This is a genomic window from Exiguobacterium aurantiacum DSM 6208 (genome assembly GCF_000702585.1).
Lineage (GTDB): Bacteria > Bacillota > Bacilli > Exiguobacteriales > Exiguobacteriaceae > Exiguobacterium > Exiguobacterium aurantiacum.
The window spans coordinates 835,698-850,158 of record NZ_JNIQ01000001.1 but is presented as its reverse complement, the minus strand read 5'-3'; the positions used below and the strand labels follow the sequence as shown (position 1 = coordinate 850,158).

The 14,461-nt window shown below is 54.8% G+C and carries 14 protein-coding genes; 3 read left to right on the top strand and 11 right to left on the bottom strand.

Annotated features, from left to right (window positions below; genetic code table 11):
• The first annotated feature begins 129 nt into the window (after positions 1-129).
• Positions 130-1,428, top strand: a complete 1,299-nt coding sequence (locus tag P398_RS0104700; RefSeq protein WP_029334232.1) for a methyl-accepting chemotaxis protein — start codon at positions 130-132, stop codon at positions 1,426-1,428.
• A 39-nt stretch (positions 1,429-1,467) separates the two neighbouring features.
• Here the strand turns inward: P398_RS0104700 and P398_RS0104695 are convergent, their stop codons facing one another.
• From P398_RS0104695 to P398_RS0104670, 6 genes are all read right to left on the bottom strand, one after another.
• On the bottom strand, positions 1,468-3,597 hold the full coding sequence (locus P398_RS0104695; protein ID WP_029334231.1) for a (Fe-S)-binding protein: 2,130 nt from the start codon (positions 3,595-3,597) through the stop codon (positions 1,468-1,470).
• Between the two features lie 90 nt (positions 3,598-3,687).
• Positions 3,688-4,404, bottom strand: a complete 717-nt coding sequence (locus P398_RS0104690; RefSeq protein WP_024371108.1) for a hypothetical protein — start codon at positions 4,402-4,404, stop codon at positions 3,688-3,690.
• A gap of 6 nt (positions 4,405-4,410) precedes the next feature.
• The gene (locus P398_RS0104685) at positions 4,411-4,929 is read right to left on the bottom strand and encodes a GNAT family N-acetyltransferase (RefSeq protein WP_029334230.1); all 519 of its coding nucleotides are present in this window, start codon (positions 4,927-4,929) and stop codon (positions 4,411-4,413) included.
• Between the two features lie 46 nt (positions 4,930-4,975).
• Complete coding sequence (locus tag P398_RS0104680) at positions 4,976-5,404, bottom strand: hypothetical protein (protein WP_029334229.1); 429 nt, start codon at positions 5,402-5,404, stop codon at positions 4,976-4,978.
• A complete protein-coding gene (locus P398_RS0104675) occupies positions 5,401-5,820 on the bottom strand; it encodes a DUF1934 domain-containing protein (protein WP_029334228.1) in 420 nt (139 codons plus the stop codon). The genes P398_RS0104680 and P398_RS0104675 overlap by 4 nt, the downstream gene beginning before the upstream one ends.
• Positions 5,821-5,947: 127 nt before the next feature.
• Positions 5,948-7,657, bottom strand: a complete 1,710-nt coding sequence (locus P398_RS0104670; RefSeq protein ID WP_081828274.1) for a glycoside hydrolase family 13 protein — start codon at positions 7,655-7,657, stop codon at positions 5,948-5,950.
• A gap of 214 nt (positions 7,658-7,871) precedes the next feature.
• On the opposite strand from P398_RS0104670, the gene P398_RS0104665 reads away from it, so the two are divergent.
• The gene (locus P398_RS0104665; protein ID WP_024371113.1) at positions 7,872-8,336 is read left to right on the top strand and encodes a GNAT family N-acetyltransferase; all 465 of its coding nucleotides are present in this window, start codon (positions 7,872-7,874) and stop codon (positions 8,334-8,336) included.
• A gap of 47 nt (positions 8,337-8,383) precedes the next feature.
• Positions 8,384-9,145 (top strand): MerR family transcriptional regulator, encoded by a 762-nt coding sequence (locus tag P398_RS0104660; RefSeq protein WP_029334226.1) that lies wholly within the window; start codon positions 8,384-8,386, stop codon positions 9,143-9,145.
• Between the two features lie 29 nt (positions 9,146-9,174).
• Here P398_RS0104660 and P398_RS0104655 read toward each other — a convergent pair whose 3' ends face one another.
• From P398_RS0104655 to P398_RS0104635, 5 genes are read right to left on the bottom strand one after another with little or no spacing between them, the layout of a single operon-like run.
• On the bottom strand, positions 9,175-9,825 hold the full coding sequence (locus P398_RS0104655) for a hypothetical protein (protein WP_029334225.1): 651 nt from the start codon (positions 9,823-9,825) through the stop codon (positions 9,175-9,177).
• Between the two features lie 58 nt (positions 9,826-9,883).
• The gene (locus P398_RS16035; RefSeq protein ID WP_051638865.1) at positions 9,884-10,585 is read right to left on the bottom strand and encodes a hypothetical protein; all 702 of its coding nucleotides are present in this window, start codon (positions 10,583-10,585) and stop codon (positions 9,884-9,886) included.
• Positions 10,586-10,612: 27 nt separating this feature from the next.
• The gene (locus P398_RS0104645; protein ID WP_029334224.1) at positions 10,613-11,743 is read right to left on the bottom strand and encodes a glycosyltransferase family 4 protein; all 1,131 of its coding nucleotides are present in this window, start codon (positions 11,741-11,743) and stop codon (positions 10,613-10,615) included.
• Positions 11,731-13,062 (bottom strand): nucleotide sugar dehydrogenase, encoded by a 1,332-nt coding sequence (locus P398_RS0104640; protein WP_115336673.1) that lies wholly within the window; start codon positions 13,060-13,062, stop codon positions 11,731-11,733. The genes P398_RS0104645 and P398_RS0104640 overlap by 13 nt, the downstream gene beginning before the upstream one ends.
• Positions 13,063-13,075: 13 nt before the next feature.
• On the bottom strand, positions 13,076-14,440 hold the full coding sequence (locus P398_RS0104635) for a phenylacetate--CoA ligase family protein (protein ID WP_029334223.1): 1,365 nt from the start codon (positions 14,438-14,440) through the stop codon (positions 13,076-13,078).
• Positions 14,441-14,461 lie beyond the last annotated feature (21 nt).

Genomic DNA, 14,461 nt, shown 5'->3' with positions numbered 1-14,461 from the left:
TTTTCTTTTTTCCCCTTTATGCATTAACGCAACCTGCCCTATTGCACATCAGCCACTCATCTTTTTGACATTATGACCGATATAGAGGAGAACGTTATTTTATTTGTATGCTGAAAAGGAGAATACAACATGGCATTGTTCCGTAAAACAAAACCTGACGCCTACGTCGCGTCAATCGGCTTTCCCGATGTGACGACGATCGCACAACCGGCCGATCCGAATTTAAATGGACGGGCACACTACATGGGTTATACGTCCGCCCAAGTGAAACGACTCCAAGCGATGGCACCGCTCGTCGAATCGGTGTTAGATGACGTGCTAGAAGGTGTACTCGACCACTTGATGCTTCAGCCTGAGATGGTTCAACTTGCTACTGCCTCATCGACGCGTGAACGTCTGAAAAAGGTGTTCGGAGACTATTTCCGCAGCCTGTTGACCGGGAATATCGATGACAAATTTCTCGCCATGCGCAAACGGATGGGACAGACGCATCACCACTTCTCGGTACCGGTCGTCTGGTTCCTTGCAACGTATTCTGCCTTCAACACGTTGCTCATCCCAAAAATCGTCGAGACGTATCAACAAGACCCGGCCATATTGACCGAGTCTCTCCTCGCTTTGTCCCATGCGATGAATTTGGACGCTCAAATCGTCACCGAACAATACGTCGACGCTCGGCTCGAGGAAATCGAGTCGGCGAACGCGGCCCGGGCGGCGCTACTCCATGACGTGAGCCGCGTCAGCACGGAAGTCGCGACGACGATGGAACAGACCGGTCACGCCATGTCCGAGACGAGCAAGCGGGCCCATCAAGTATTGTCCGAGACCGAGCAGACGGAGAAGATGAGCCGCCACTTGATGAGCTTGACGCAGACGAACGGCGAACAAATCGAGCAGATGGAGTCCGAGTTTAAACAGTCGGCGACATACGTTGACGCCTCGCTCGATCGCATTACCGCGCTCAAGGACGGCTCGCAAGAAATCGTCAGCATGACCCGTAGCATCGAGCAGATCGCCAATCAGACGAACTTATTGGCGTTGAACGCCTCGATTGAAGCGGCCCGAGCCGGGGAGCACGGCAAAGGTTTCGCCGTCGTCGCCACTGAAGTAAGGACGCTCGCCGAAAATGCGAAGCAACTGAGCAGCCAAATCAACGTGCTCATCCATGAGAACGAGACGAACATCGCCGCCCTGCTCGATCAGATGGGACAGATGCATCGGACGAACGACGAGGCGATGCGTCAACTTGGCGCCGTCAAAGTCGGTTTCTCGACCGTCAAAGACGAGATGGGCAATTACGTCCTATCCTTTGAACGCAATAAGCAAGACCTCGGCCAAATGGTCGAGACGATCTCGGCCATCAATGAGACGACGCAAGGCTTGTCGCACTTGACGTCTTCCCTATTGGCGACTGCCGAGATGCAGTAACGACAAAACAAGGCACGGTCCGCGGACCGTGCCTTGTTTTTATTGAACGAGCGGTTCAGGTACTTCAAGCGGGGCAAGCGAGCGATCAAGCAACTCGACGACGTCGAACGTACCGACTGACTCATCGACTTCTTTCGCTTTCGTCCCGTCCGAGAGCATCGTCAAGCAGTACGGACACGCCGAACCGATGACGGTCGGCTTCGTCTCGAGCAACTGCTCGGTCCGGGCCACGTTGACGCGCGTCCCGACTTTCTCTTCTTGCCACATGAGACCGCCGCCGGCCCCACAGCACATACCGTTCTCACGGTTCCGTTCCGCCTCGACGAGTTCGACACCCGGGATGCGTTCCAAGACGAAACGTGGCGCGTCATAGATGCCGTTATAACGTCCGAGGTAACACGAGTCGTGATAGACGACGCGCTCGTTCACAGAGAAGTCCGGCTTGATTCGGCCCGTATCGAGCAGCTCGGCGAGGAGCTCGGTATGATGATACACTTTTACACCATTTAGTCCGAAGTCCGGATACTCGTTTTTGAACGTGTTGTACGCGTGTGGGTCGACCGTGACAATCTTCGTGACGCCATACTTCTCGAACAGTTTGATGTTCGCCTCGGCGAGCTCTTGGAACAACAGCTCGTTCCCGATACGGCGTGGTGTATCCCCTGAGTTCTTCTCTTCGTTCCCGAGAATGGCGAACGAGACGCCGGCCTTGTTCAAGACGCTCGCAAAGCTTTGGGCGACTTTTTGGCTGCGGCTATCGTATGAGCCCATCGCCCCGACCCAGAAGAGGAATTCGAACTCTTCGCCGGCCTTCTTCTTCTCTTTCGCCGTCGGGATGACAAGCTCTTCCCGGTCTTTGCGCCAGTTCTCGCGCTCTTTCCGGTTCATCCCCCACGGGTTGCCTTGACGCTCGATGTTGGCGACCGTACGCTGTGCCTCTGGATCCATCTTCCCTTCCATCATGACGAGATAACGACGAAGGTCGATAATCTTGTCGACGTGCTCGTTCATGACCGGGCATTGGTCTTCACAGTTGCGGCACGTCGTACATGCCCAAATCTCTTCTTCGGTGATGACGTTGCCGATCAACTCGTCAGCGACGAGCATGTTCCCATTCATCGCCGCGGCCGCGATTTCGGCCCCTTGCGTGTTTTGGAACATGAGTGCCGGCGCCCACGGTGATTTCCGGGTGATGGCGGCCCCTTTCATGTTCATATGGTCGCGCAGTTTGACGATGAGGTCCATCGGTGACAGCATCTTGCCGGTCCCGGTCGCCGGGCAGACGTTCGTACAACGACCGCACTCGACGCAGGCGTATAAGTCGACGAGTTGTTTTTGATTGAAGTCTTCGATCTTGTTGACCCCGAAGACGATTTCTTCATCCGACTCTTCCGCCTCTTCCATCGCCGAGAAATCGACCGGGGCGAGACGGCCGACTTTGTGCGTCCGGCCGAGCCAGACGTTGAGCGTGCCGGCGATCAAATGGGCGTGCTTGCCTTGCGGGATATAAATCATGAAGCTGAGCAAGAACAACAAGTGCAGCCACCAGAAGACGACGAAGAGCGCGAACGCGACACTTCCCGGCACCCAAGCGAACGCCGAGCCGATGATCGTCGCAACCGGTTCGCCCCACATCGGGAGCTCTTCTTTATAGACGAGGTAGAACCCGTTCCCGAACAAGACCGATACCATCAACCCACCGATGAAGATGAGGGCGAGACCGGCCAAGAAATTTCGCTTCAAGCGCACGAGCTTCTCGATGTAACGGCGGTAGAATCCCCAAACGACCGCGACGAGAATCATGAGCATGACGATTTCTTGCATGAACGTGAAGATCGGGTAGAGCGGACCGAGCGGCACGTGCGGGAAACGTGTCCCGACGGCGAGCCCTTTCCAAATGAAGTCAATCGCCCCGAACTGGACGAGAATGAACCCATAGAACATCATGACGTGAATGATGCCGCTCTTCTTATCTTTCAACAATTTCTTTTGCCCGAACACGTTGATCATCACTTGTTCAAGCCGTTCTTTATTCGTTTGGCTCCACTCTGCCTTCTTCCCGAGCTTGATGAACGTGTAGCGCTGATAGACCAGCGAGGCGAACAAGTACAGTCCATAGCCGAGGACGAGCAAGAATAGAATCCAGTTGACGATTAAAAATGTAGACATCCCCAAAACTCCCCCTTATGAAAACGGATTCAATCTTGAGTTCAGTATAACAAACAATGAATGAACAGTCATTCATTTTCTTGGTGGAACTTAAAAATAGAGGACGTGCTTCAAGATGAGGAGCAGGCCCCCGTAAATCGTCACGGCAAGCGCGAACGTCCGGAAATGCAAGTTTCGGTCCGCCGGCAGCTCGAACTTGACGATGTTCAGAATCATCGCCCCGGCGACGAAGGCGAAGGCGATCGTCTCGACATGCGACGCCAAATCGACGTAACGGGCGACGTATCCCGTGACGAGGATGCCGACCGTGAAAAAGTAGCGGCCTTGCGTCAAATAGACCTCGCCATAATGGCGGTACAAGTCGTGACCGACGGCGAGAAAATGGACGCCGAGCGCCGTCGCGTAAAACATTTGAGCGACGTTCGTCACCGACGTCTCCGTCACGACGTATGCCGAGAACGACATGTACGCCGTGAGGAGCGTCACTTGGAGCCAGTAAGAGACGGTCCGATCAATCGTCTCATCTTTGAAATGCGGGGTCCGCACAAACCGCATCGTCCCGTAAAAGACGGTGAAACCGATCAGGCTGACGACATAAATCTCTGACGGCAAGGCAAGGTCGAGCCAATCGACACGGAGCGTGTCTTGACGCTTATTGAGCGACGGGAGCAGATACATGAAAAAATACGTGATGGCGATCCCGCTCGAAAACGAGAACCACTTCTTCGACGGGATGCGATCCTTCGGAAACAAATAGATGCCGAAGAAATTGATGGCCGCCAAATATACCACGATCCAATCGCCCATTATTCGTCACCCTTTCAGCTCAATCCAAAACCGCTCGACGATGGTCCCGTCTTCTTCCGTGAACGACGTGTCCGGCACCCCGCCGTTACGCAAGATGACTTGCTTCGACGCGACGTTCGTTTGATTACACGTGATCAAGGCGCGCTCGATGCCGAGTGCTCTCGCTTTCTCGAGGGCGAGCGCGAGCTGTTTCGTCGCGAGGCCCCGTCCCCGCGCGCTCGGTTTGATCCCGTAACCGATATGGCCGCCAAAGTTCATCAAGTGTTCGTTCAACTCGTGACGAATGTTCGCCGCCCCGAGCAGTTCTTTCCCGTCGGTCAACCAGTACGTCGTGCTCGGCACCCAACCGTCCTCGATTTTTTCGCGATCTTCCGCGTCACGCAAACGTTTGACGTAGGCGTCAAAGTCACTCGTATCTTTATGGATTGTCGTCGGGACGATGTCGCTCCCGTCTTCCTGCCATTCTTTCAACAAGGCTAACACTTGCTCTTTTTGTTCACTTGATGTTTTGACGAGTCTCAACATGTGCAATCCCCCTAATAATGTGTATGAAAAAGACCGCAATGCGGCCTTATCCTTCGAGTCCTAATCGTTTTGGCATTTCAGGCGCGAGCTTTCGTGCCTCGTCGAGCCTGCCCGCGTCGACGAGCGTATGGAACCGTAAAAACTCCTCATGTGAGGCGTCCCCGATCGCAGCCAAGTAATCGACGTAGCGCTCGTACACCGACTTGTCCTCTGGCCGCGCCTCGATCAAAGCGAGGTACAACCGGACCGTGTCCTCCCCGTATAGGAGCGGGAACTCGTCGTTCAATTGGAGCAGTTTGTCGACCGCATCCATATCGACGCCGGTCTCGTTGTCGTAGTGTCCGATGACGTGCTCGGCATGGTCCTCCAGTCGTCCGCGCCACTCCTCGTACTCGTCCTCGTTCGTCTCGAGCATCTCGAACCAATCTTCGTTCAGCATCTCTTCAATCTTTTTTACTCGCTCTGTAAAGTTCATGTTTCGTCTCCTCCTTCAAACGTCCACGTGACATCGACTTCGTACGTCCCTGCCACATCGTCGTTCATCGATAACGCATAGTCGAAACGGCAACGGCCGTCTGCTACGTCGAGGCGTTCCGTCGTCGTCGCCATCGTCATCGACATGTATGGGTTTTTATATACACTTTGTGTCAGCCGTCCTTCAATGAAGGAATGGTTCATCTCGATCGGACCTTTACAGATGAGGGCGAGCCGTCCGGTCGTATATTTCAACGTCGTCGGGACGAGGCCGTCCTCACGCTCTTGGTCGAACGTCAAGATGAACCCGGTCTTCAGCTCATAGTAGAGACCGTCCGCGACGAGCACGATCGGCTCATCGAGTTCACTCATCTTCGTCGTCTGACGGAGGCGCACTCGTTTCGGTTCAATTGCCATGGTGATTCCCCTTTCCGCTGTCTCATCGTACCATATCTCCTAAACGGTCCGGAATCGCTAACTTTTTCTTTCCCGGTTCAGGTGTGCTTCACACTACAAAAAAAGACCGCTCGAGGCGGCCTTCAGATTAGCTTAACTTGTAGACGCGTCCTTCGAACGGCTTCAAGTGAAGGAGTGTCGTCTCATCATGCGGCTCGAGCGGCATATTTTGCAAGACGACGTCTTCCGAGCGAAGCGTCATGTCCGTCGCAAAGATGGCTTCTTTCCCCGTCAAGTTCGTCATGACGAGGTATTGCGAGTCACCGAGCGTGCGCGTGTATGCGTAAATCTCCGGATGTTCCGGCAAGACGACGTCATACGTCCCGTACACGAACGTCTCGTCTTGTTTACGGAGACGGATCATCTCTTTATAGAAGTTAAGGATCGAGTCCTCGTCTTCGAGTTGCGCTTCGACGTTGATGTCCGCATAGTTCGGGTTGATGCCGAACCAAGGCGTGTCCGAGAACGTGAATCCGGCGTTCGGTCCTGCGTTCCATTGCATCGGCGTCCGCGTGTTGTCACGTGACGAGTTCCACGTGATCTCCATCATGTCCTCGTGGCTCTTGCCGTGCTCGAGGCCGATGTAGTAACGGTTGCGCGTCGCGATGTCATCGTATTGGTCGATCGAGTCGAACTTGACATTCGTCATCCCGATCTCTTGGCCTTGATAGATAAACGGTGTCCCCTGCATGAGGAAATACATCATCGCGATCGACTTCGCACTCTCTTTCCAATAGCGCTCATCATCGCCCCAAGCCGACACGGTGCGTGTCTGGTCATGGTTCTCGACGTAGAGGGCGTTCCAGCCGTCTTCCTCGAGCCCTTTTTGCCACTTCGTGAGGACGTTTTTCAAGTGGACGACGTCGAGTTTCGATTCGGCGTCTTCGCGCCATAGTCCCATGTGTTCAAATTGGAACACCATGTTCATCTTGCCGTCCTTCTCGCCGACCCAAAGGTGGGCGTCGTCAGGCGAGACGCCATTCGCCTCGCCGACCGTCATGATGTCGTGCTTGTTGAACGTCTCGTCGCGGAGTTCTTCTAAATAGCCGTGGATGCCGTCGACGTTCATATGCATCTCGAACGATGGGACGAAGTCGAGACCTTCCGGGTTCGGCAAGTCGCCGAACGACGGATGTTTACGGATGTGGCTGATCGCGTCGACGCGGAATCCGTCGATGCCTTTGTCGAGCCACCAGTTGATCATGTTGTACACGGCCTGGCGCATGTCCGAGTTCTCCCAGTTCAAGTCCGGTTGCTTCTTCGAGAAGACGTGGAGGAAATACTGTTCCGTCGTCTCGTCGAACTCCCACGCTGACCCACCGAAAATCGACTCCCAGTTGTTCGGCTTCGACCCGTCCGGTTTGCCGTCGCGCCAAATGTACCAGTCGCGTTTCGGGTTGTCTTTCGAACTCTTCGACTCGATGAACCACGGATGCTCGTCAGACGTATGGTTGACGACGAGGTCTAAAAGCAGCTTCATGCCGCGCGCATGAACTTCATTCAAAAGACGGTCGAAGTCTTCCATCGTCCCGAACTCATCCATGATGTCTTGATAGTCGCTGATGTCATAACCGTTGTCGTCGTTCGGCGACTTGTACATCGGGCAAATCCAGATGACGTCGACGCCGAGCTCTTTCAAATAATCAAGTTTATCAATGATACCTTGAATGTCGCCGATCCCGTCCCCATTCGCATCGTAAAAACTGCGCGGATAGATTTGGTAAGCGACGGCTTCTTTCCACCAATTTCGTTTCAGTGTTTTCGTTTGTGTGTGATGATCACGTTGTAAAAGTTGCATGTGTCAATGATACTCCCTTATCCCTAAACTCACTGTGCGTCCTATATACTTATATCAGTGCTGTTGACTCTCTTTATCGATAGCGCAATCGTTTGCACGATGCACTACATGTATCTTAACAAAAAACATGCATCGACACAAAAGATGTTTTCAACAGCTTACTCACCGTGTACCCTACACGATTTTGAAATGAAATGAAAGCGAGGCGACTTATATGATTCGTTTGGCCACACAGGCCGATCTTCGAGCGGTCGATCAGTTGATTTTAAGGAAAGCTGAAGAATTTCACGCAGCCGGAAAAACACAGTGGCAGAAATATTTAGAGCCGAGCCGGACCGATTTTGTACGCCACGACGTCATGAACGGGAGCGTGTACGTCTACGAGCAAGAGGGGACGATCGTCGGGGCGGTCAGCTTGATCCCACCGACGTCATGGGACCACAATTTATGGGACGACGCGGATGCGGCCGTCTACTTGCACCGACTCGTCGTCGATTCGGGCATGAAAGGGAAACGCGTCGGCGAGCAGTTGATGCGCCACGCCCTCGCCGAGACGACCGGTTCGGTTCGGCTTGACTGCGTCGCGACGAACGAGTTTTTGAACGAGTATTATCCTCAATTCGGTTTCGTGTACATCGGGGAGCGGGACGGGTTCTCCTTGTTCGCAAAAGAGTGTTGACGTTGACGCGACGTCAAGGCGTACGCTGTGTATAAGGAGGTGAGCGCATGGTTACGATTCAACAACTCGCAAAACTCGCCGGCACGACGCCCCGGACGCTTCGTCATTACGACGCGATCGGATTGCTCGTCCCGACGCGTGACGCGAACGGCTATCGCCGTTATTCGAAACGAGACGTGGAGCGGCTGCAACTCATTTTATTTTATCGCTCGCTCGATTTTTCGCTCGAGACGATTCATACGTTGTTAGAAAGTGATACGGACCGGGCCCACATCCTCACGACACAAGTGAGCGCGCTACGTGAAAAGGCCGCCTATTTCGCGACACTCGCCGAGACGGCCGAAGCGACGCTCGCTTCACTACAAGGAGGGGTTCAAATGGAAGACGAAGCATTATTCAAAGGCTTGTCGTTCGACGAGCTGAAAGCACACGAAGCGAAGCATGAGACCGAAGTGAAGTCGCGTTGGAGTGACAGTGACGCGTACGCGACGTCTCAAAAACGTTCCCACGGTCGGTCGAAAGACGACTGGGAAGCGCTCAGCCAACAGCAAGTCGACCTCGTCAAACCGCTCATCGACTTGTTCACGGCCGGTGTCTCGGTCGAAGATGAACGCGTCCAAACGGCGGTCGAGGCGAACCATGCGTTCATCAACGATCACTTCTACGATTGCTCGCTCGACATGTTCAGCGGTCTTGGACAGATGTACGTAGCAGACGCGCGCTTCACGGCGTTCTATGACAAGTACGCCCCCGGCCTCGCCGTCTACTACAACGACGCGATTCAACATTATTGCATCACGAACAGCTAAAACGGCCAGAGCGATTCGCTCTGGCCGTTTTAATCGATTCGCCGGTCGTAGACGTCTTCTTCCAACATCGCCTCGATTTGTCGGCGCAGGAGCGGGAGTCCGGTCGACAGTTGTAAGTACGGGTACGTCGCGAAGTTATCGGTCCCGCCAATATATAGGACGGACCGGTCAAGGACGCTCCATCCTCGTTCCGTCCACTGTTCGATTCGGACCTCACAGACGTTTGGTTTAGCTCGGAACGCCCAGTACGCCTCGAGCTGGCCCGCCGCCATCGAAGGACGCACCGTCAACACAGGACAGTCGATTCGCTTGAGCACTTCCGGCTCAATCGGACCAGTCTCATGAAAGATGACGAGTTCCGGCATGAGGCGATCGAGCCACATCTTCGCCCGCGCGTCGTTCAATGACGTCACTTTTAAAAGATGGTGCAGCGGGATCGGTTGATGATTTAAAGGATATCGCCTTTTCAATTCATGGACGCGTTCCCGGCTGAACCAACGCATGAGCGGGATCGTGTAGCGGACATATAATTGACGTCCCCAACTTTTCAATGAATCAGGCCGTTCTTCGGACGGGCCATCCTCTTGGATGACGTGAGTCACACCGAGGTGACGGATCGCATGATAGACATAAGCTGACATCGGGTTATCTCCGATGCATAACACAATCGGCCGCGTCATGAGGCACCCCCCTCTCGCTTTTTCCGGTGCGATCGAGTTAACTGCATCTCGTCAACCGCTATCTCGAAAGAGCCGAACATCTGTTGAATGTCTTTAAGAGCCGGCCCTTTCCCGTCTTTTTTTGCCACATCTCATAACCCCATGGCGAGAGGACTGGCAGTTCCTCATCCGCCTCTTTCAGCGCTTGTAAAATTTCCTCTTCCGTGAACGTCTTACGCGTCGAGAGACCGATCTCTTCGAGCGCCTGTGTCCAGGAACCGAAACGACGGACGACTTTCGTGATGCTCGGACGCTGATGCGCCCTCGCCCACTTGGCGTATGCCGTTGACGTGAGCGGGGCGATGTCTTCACTCGCATCAAGTAACGATTGGATGATTTCACACTTTTGATCTTTCGCCATCATCCCGAGCAGATCCGCTTCGATGAGCGCAACTTTCCATGAACCGAACAAGACGACGACCTCGGTGAGCGACGGAACGTCGCGCTCGGCTGCCCACTTCCGGTAGTCGGCACTCGTGATCGACCCGATTTCTTTCGCCGCACGGCGGAGCGACCGCAACACTTCCGCTTTCGTGAAACGCGGCAATTGATTGTCGAGGCCGGCGAGCCGGAGCACGTTCGCCCAAGAGCCATACGCCTCGAGCAATTCGAGCACGCTGGCTCCCCCGTTCACTTTTTGCCACTGCTGATACATATGGATCGTGAGGCGGCCGTCAGCAGCAGCCGTCCTCAATTGATCAATGATCTGTTTTTCTTCCATACCGCCTCCCCCTTCCGACCGCCCGCATCAGCCTACCTCCCGCGCACTGATTTGCGCGAACAAATCGAGTTGCCGTGTCAGTACAATCGATTCATCGAACCGCTCCTCGACGACTTCCCGGCCACGGCGTCCGTATGTGTCGAGCCGCTCGGGATGCGTGATGAACGACTCCATCGCCGCGGTGAGCGCGGACGGATCGGCGACCGGTACAAGATAGCCTGTCTCGTGGTCGATCACTTCCTCGCGGCACCCGCGAATGTTCGTCGCGATGACCGGAAGACCAGACGCCATCGCCTCTAAAATCGAGCGCGGCAATCCTTCACGATAGGACGGCAGCAAGAAGACGTCATGGTTGTTGAATAACGTCGGGGTGTCCGTGACGAAACCGGCATAATGAACGTTCGGGTTGTCGGCGAGATACGCTTCGACGCGTTTCCCCGTCTCTTGATCGCGTTCGTTCGGCAACAGTTCACCGGCGATCGTGAGTGTCGCGCCAGGATGACGCTTCGACAAGTCAGCGAACGCTTCGAGCAAATCCAGGATCCCTTTCTCTTGGACGAGACGGCCGACGAACAAAAACTTCAACTGTTCCGGGTCACGCGGCTTCATGACAGGCTTGAACCGGTTCAAGTCGATGCCGTTGCCGAGGTGGAGCAGACGGTCATCACGTTTGAATTGACGAGTCTTTGCGAGCGAGTAGTCTTCTTCACTTTGAAGAAGCAACCAATCGGTGGCGAGCGCGGCGAGCGACTTCTCGAGCCAAAAGATGAGTTCGTATGCGACGCGGCTCATCCGCTCGTGGAAATAAAAACCGTGCGCCGTATAAAGGATGTGTGGCGTTCTGGCGATGCGGGCGGCGACTCGTCCGAGTGCGGCGGCGACCGGCGTGTGCACGTGGATGGCATCATATTTTTCCTGTCGCAAAAGCGTGACGAGTTCTTGAATCGTCTGCAAGTTTCGTCTCGGATGGAATTTCCGGTCGATCGGCAACGTATGGATAACCCAGCCTTCATCCCGTAACCGATCGGTCCGGTCCCCGTAAGCGCAGGCGACGTCGACTTGATGCCCTTCCGCCTTGAGCGACTCGATGAGCGGTCGCAACAAGACGTCGGCGGTCGCGTCGACCGCGCAAAACTGAAGAATCTTCAAAGGCGCCATAAGTGCACCTCCTCGGGCTTCGTCGAGCGGTCGAGAATCCCTTTTAGATCCATGACGACACCGCGGCCCATCTTCAGTTGCCGGGCGGCGACTTTCCAGCCGGCTTCAACGAACTCATCGTGCGAGACGGCATAAATGACGACCTCGGCCGGTTTCAATTCGTGGTAGGCTTTCACATCAATGCCATATTCATGCTTCACTTCTTCATGGTCGACGAGCGGGTCGTACACTTGTACCTCGAGCCCGAACTCCTCGATCTCGCGGACGAGCGAGGCGACTTTCGAGTTGCGAATGTCACTCACGTTCTCTTTGAACGACATCCCGAGGACGGTGACACGGGAGCCGAGCACCGGCATGTTTTGACGAATCATCGTCTTGATGAGCGACGTGGCGATGAAGCTACCCATCGTCTCGTTGATGCGGCGGCCGGCCAAGATAACTTCCGGATGGTAGCCGAGCATCTCCGATTTCATCGTCAAATAGAACGGGTCGACACCGATGCAGTGTCCGCCGACGAGTCCAGGCCGGAAGTTGAGGAAGTTCCACTTCGTCCCTGCTGCCTCGAGCACTTCGAGCGTATCGATGTCCATCCGCTCGAAGATGATGGCGAGTTCGTTCATGAGCGCGATGTTTAAGTCACGTTGCGTGTTCTCGATGACTTTCGCCGCTTCGGCGACTTTGATTGACGAGGCGCGATGGACACCGGCATCGACGACCGTCTCATAGACGGCGGCGACAATGTCGAGTGTCTCTTCGTCCTCGGCGGCGACGACTTTTTTAATCGTCCGGAACGTGTTCACGCGGTCACCCGGGTTGATCCGCTCCGGAGAGTAACCGACTTTGAAGTCGATGCCGGCCCGAAGCCCGGACTCTTGCTCGAGCAACGGGATGCACTCTTCTTCGGTCAAACCCGGATAGACGGTCGATTCGTACACGACGATCGTGCCTGGACGGAGATGTTTCCCGACGGCACGCGTGGCGCTGCAAATCGGACCGAGGTCCGGCTGGTTCTGTTCATTGATCGGGGTCGGGACCGCGATAATGATGAAATCTGTCGTCTCTAATTGCGTCGCGTCCGTCGTGTAGTCGACCGATGCGGCCTCGAGCGCTTCCCGTTCGACTTCCCGGGTGCTGTCGACGTGCTCGTTCAACTCCCGAATCCGCGCCTCATTGATGTCTAATCCGACGACGTCCCCGACTTCTCCGAGCGCGACCGCGACCGGGAGTCCGACGTATCCGAGTCCGACGACGGCGATATGGCGATTGGCAATGGTTCGTCGTGTTGTCCGTGATTCTGAGATGAGTTTATCCATGTCCATCTGCCTCCAGTTATTATGAAATTTGATCCATCAGCTTTTCGATGACAACGATTTTCCCGTTCGGTCCGCGCGGGATTTGCTTGACCGGGGTGAGGGTGATCTCGACGTCGGCACCGAACAGTTCTTTCAACTCCCGCTCGAGCACCCGCTCGTGAGACGGAAGGAATCGTTCTGAATCTTTGATATAGCGCATCTCGATGTGATGCAAGTCGAACTGCCGGAACTGCGTCTGGATGACCGAGTTCGGTAAGACGCGGACGATTGACGTCAAATCGCCTTCGTATACTTTTGCGCCTTTCGGCGTGACGACGTAGTTCGACTGCCGTCCCTCGATCGATGTGACGTACGTGCCGCCTTGGCCGCACGGGCACGTCCCTTCCCCAAACTTCATCCGGTCTCCGATCCGGTAGCGCACGAGCGGTGTGCCGTGTGTCGTGAAGCTCGTGACGAGGATCTCCCCTTCTTCCCCGTACGGTTCGATAAAGCCGGTCTCATGATGCAAGTGCATGTGGCCGTGGCTGCACTCCGTTAAAATCGGCGCCCCTTCTGATGAGGCGTATTGGTCGAAGACCGGCGCGTTGAACGCCTCCTCGAGCAAGGCACGCCCTGATGCCGTCAACGTCTCGGACGTCGGGAAGATGGCGACCATTTGAAAGTCGAGCTTGATGCCGTGTTCTTTCATGTACGAAGCGATATCAATCATCGCGGACGGGGCGCTGTCGAGCACGGCCGGTTTGAACCGATTGAGCGCTTCGATATAATGCGGAATGTTTGTCGGCGTCAAATGGAACAACGATAAGAGCAATTGGTTCATCGGACGATTGTAACGCCAGAACACCGGAGCCTTTTGATCAGGTTCACAGATGACCCGTCCCGTGAAACTCGCCCGCTTCATCCCTTTCTTAAAACCGTGTTGTTCTTTGAAGTAGTCGAGATGGGCCATACGGATTTGATAATCCTCTTTCGTGAACTTCACTTGGAGCGACGCACCGGTCGTCCCTCCTGTCTGTCCGACAATGTCCGTCTTAATGTTCGAATAGATCGAAGGAGTCGACCGGACCGTCTGTTTATCGAGGATGGGAATCTGTTTCATCTCCTCGAAGGAACGGAGCGGGAGCGTCACGTTCGCTTCTTTGAACAAGCGCGCATAATACTCGTTGTTCGTCTCGCAAAACTGTAAAAACGCGTTGAGCCGGTCGAGTTGGTCTGTCCGAACCGACGTTTCATCGGTCCGTCGGTTACGCAGCGCGACGAGTTCACGTTCATACGCTTTCCCGTAACGCTCTTGCCACAATTTCAATCCGTACAACGACGTCATCCAGTTTTGGAAGCGAATCGGTGCTTTAAAATATACGTCCTGCAACGCGATGATTGTCATAGTCGAGCTCCCCTTTTTGTA

Bases quoted from the DNA above. Each gene is read 5' to 3' on its own strand.
- P398_RS0104700 (WP_029334232.1), top strand. From the start codon at position 130: ATGGCATTGTTCCGTAAAACAAAACCTGACGCCTACGTCGCGTCAATC.
- P398_RS0104695 (WP_029334231.1), bottom strand. From the start codon at position 3,597: ATGTCTACATTTTTAATCGTCAACTGGATTCTATTCTTGCTCGTCCTC.
- P398_RS0104690 (WP_024371108.1), bottom strand. From the start codon at position 4,404: ATGGGCGATTGGATCGTGGTATATTTGGCGGCCATCAATTTCTTCGGC.
- P398_RS0104685 (WP_029334230.1), bottom strand. From the start codon at position 4,929: ATGTTGAGACTCGTCAAAACATCAAGTGAACAAAAAGAGCAAGTGTTA.
- P398_RS0104680 (WP_029334229.1), bottom strand. From the start codon at position 5,404: ATGAACTTTACAGAGCGAGTAAAAAAGATTGAAGAGATGCTGAACGAA.
- P398_RS0104675 (WP_029334228.1), bottom strand. From the start codon at position 5,820: ATGGCAATTGAACCGAAACGAGTGCGCCTCCGTCAGACGACGAAGATG.
- P398_RS0104670 (WP_081828274.1), bottom strand. From the start codon at position 7,657: ATGCAACTTTTACAACGTGATCATCACACACAAACGAAAACACTGAAA.
- P398_RS0104665 (WP_024371113.1), top strand. From the start codon at position 7,872: ATGATTCGTTTGGCCACACAGGCCGATCTTCGAGCGGTCGATCAGTTG.
- P398_RS0104660 (WP_029334226.1), top strand. From the start codon at position 8,384: ATGGTTACGATTCAACAACTCGCAAAACTCGCCGGCACGACGCCCCGG.
- P398_RS0104655 (WP_029334225.1), bottom strand. From the start codon at position 9,825: ATGACGCGGCCGATTGTGTTATGCATCGGAGATAACCCGATGTCAGCT.
- P398_RS16035 (WP_051638865.1), bottom strand. From the start codon at position 10,585: ATGGAAGAAAAACAGATCATTGATCAATTGAGGACGGCTGCTGCTGAC.
- P398_RS0104645 (WP_029334224.1), bottom strand. From the start codon at position 11,743: ATGGCGCCTTTGAAGATTCTTCAGTTTTGCGCGGTCGACGCGACCGCC.
- P398_RS0104640 (WP_115336673.1), bottom strand. From the start codon at position 13,062: ATGGACATGGATAAACTCATCTCAGAATCACGGACAACACGACGAACC.
- P398_RS0104635 (WP_029334223.1), bottom strand. From the start codon at position 14,440: ATGACAATCATCGCGTTGCAGGACGTATATTTTAAAGCACCGATTCGC.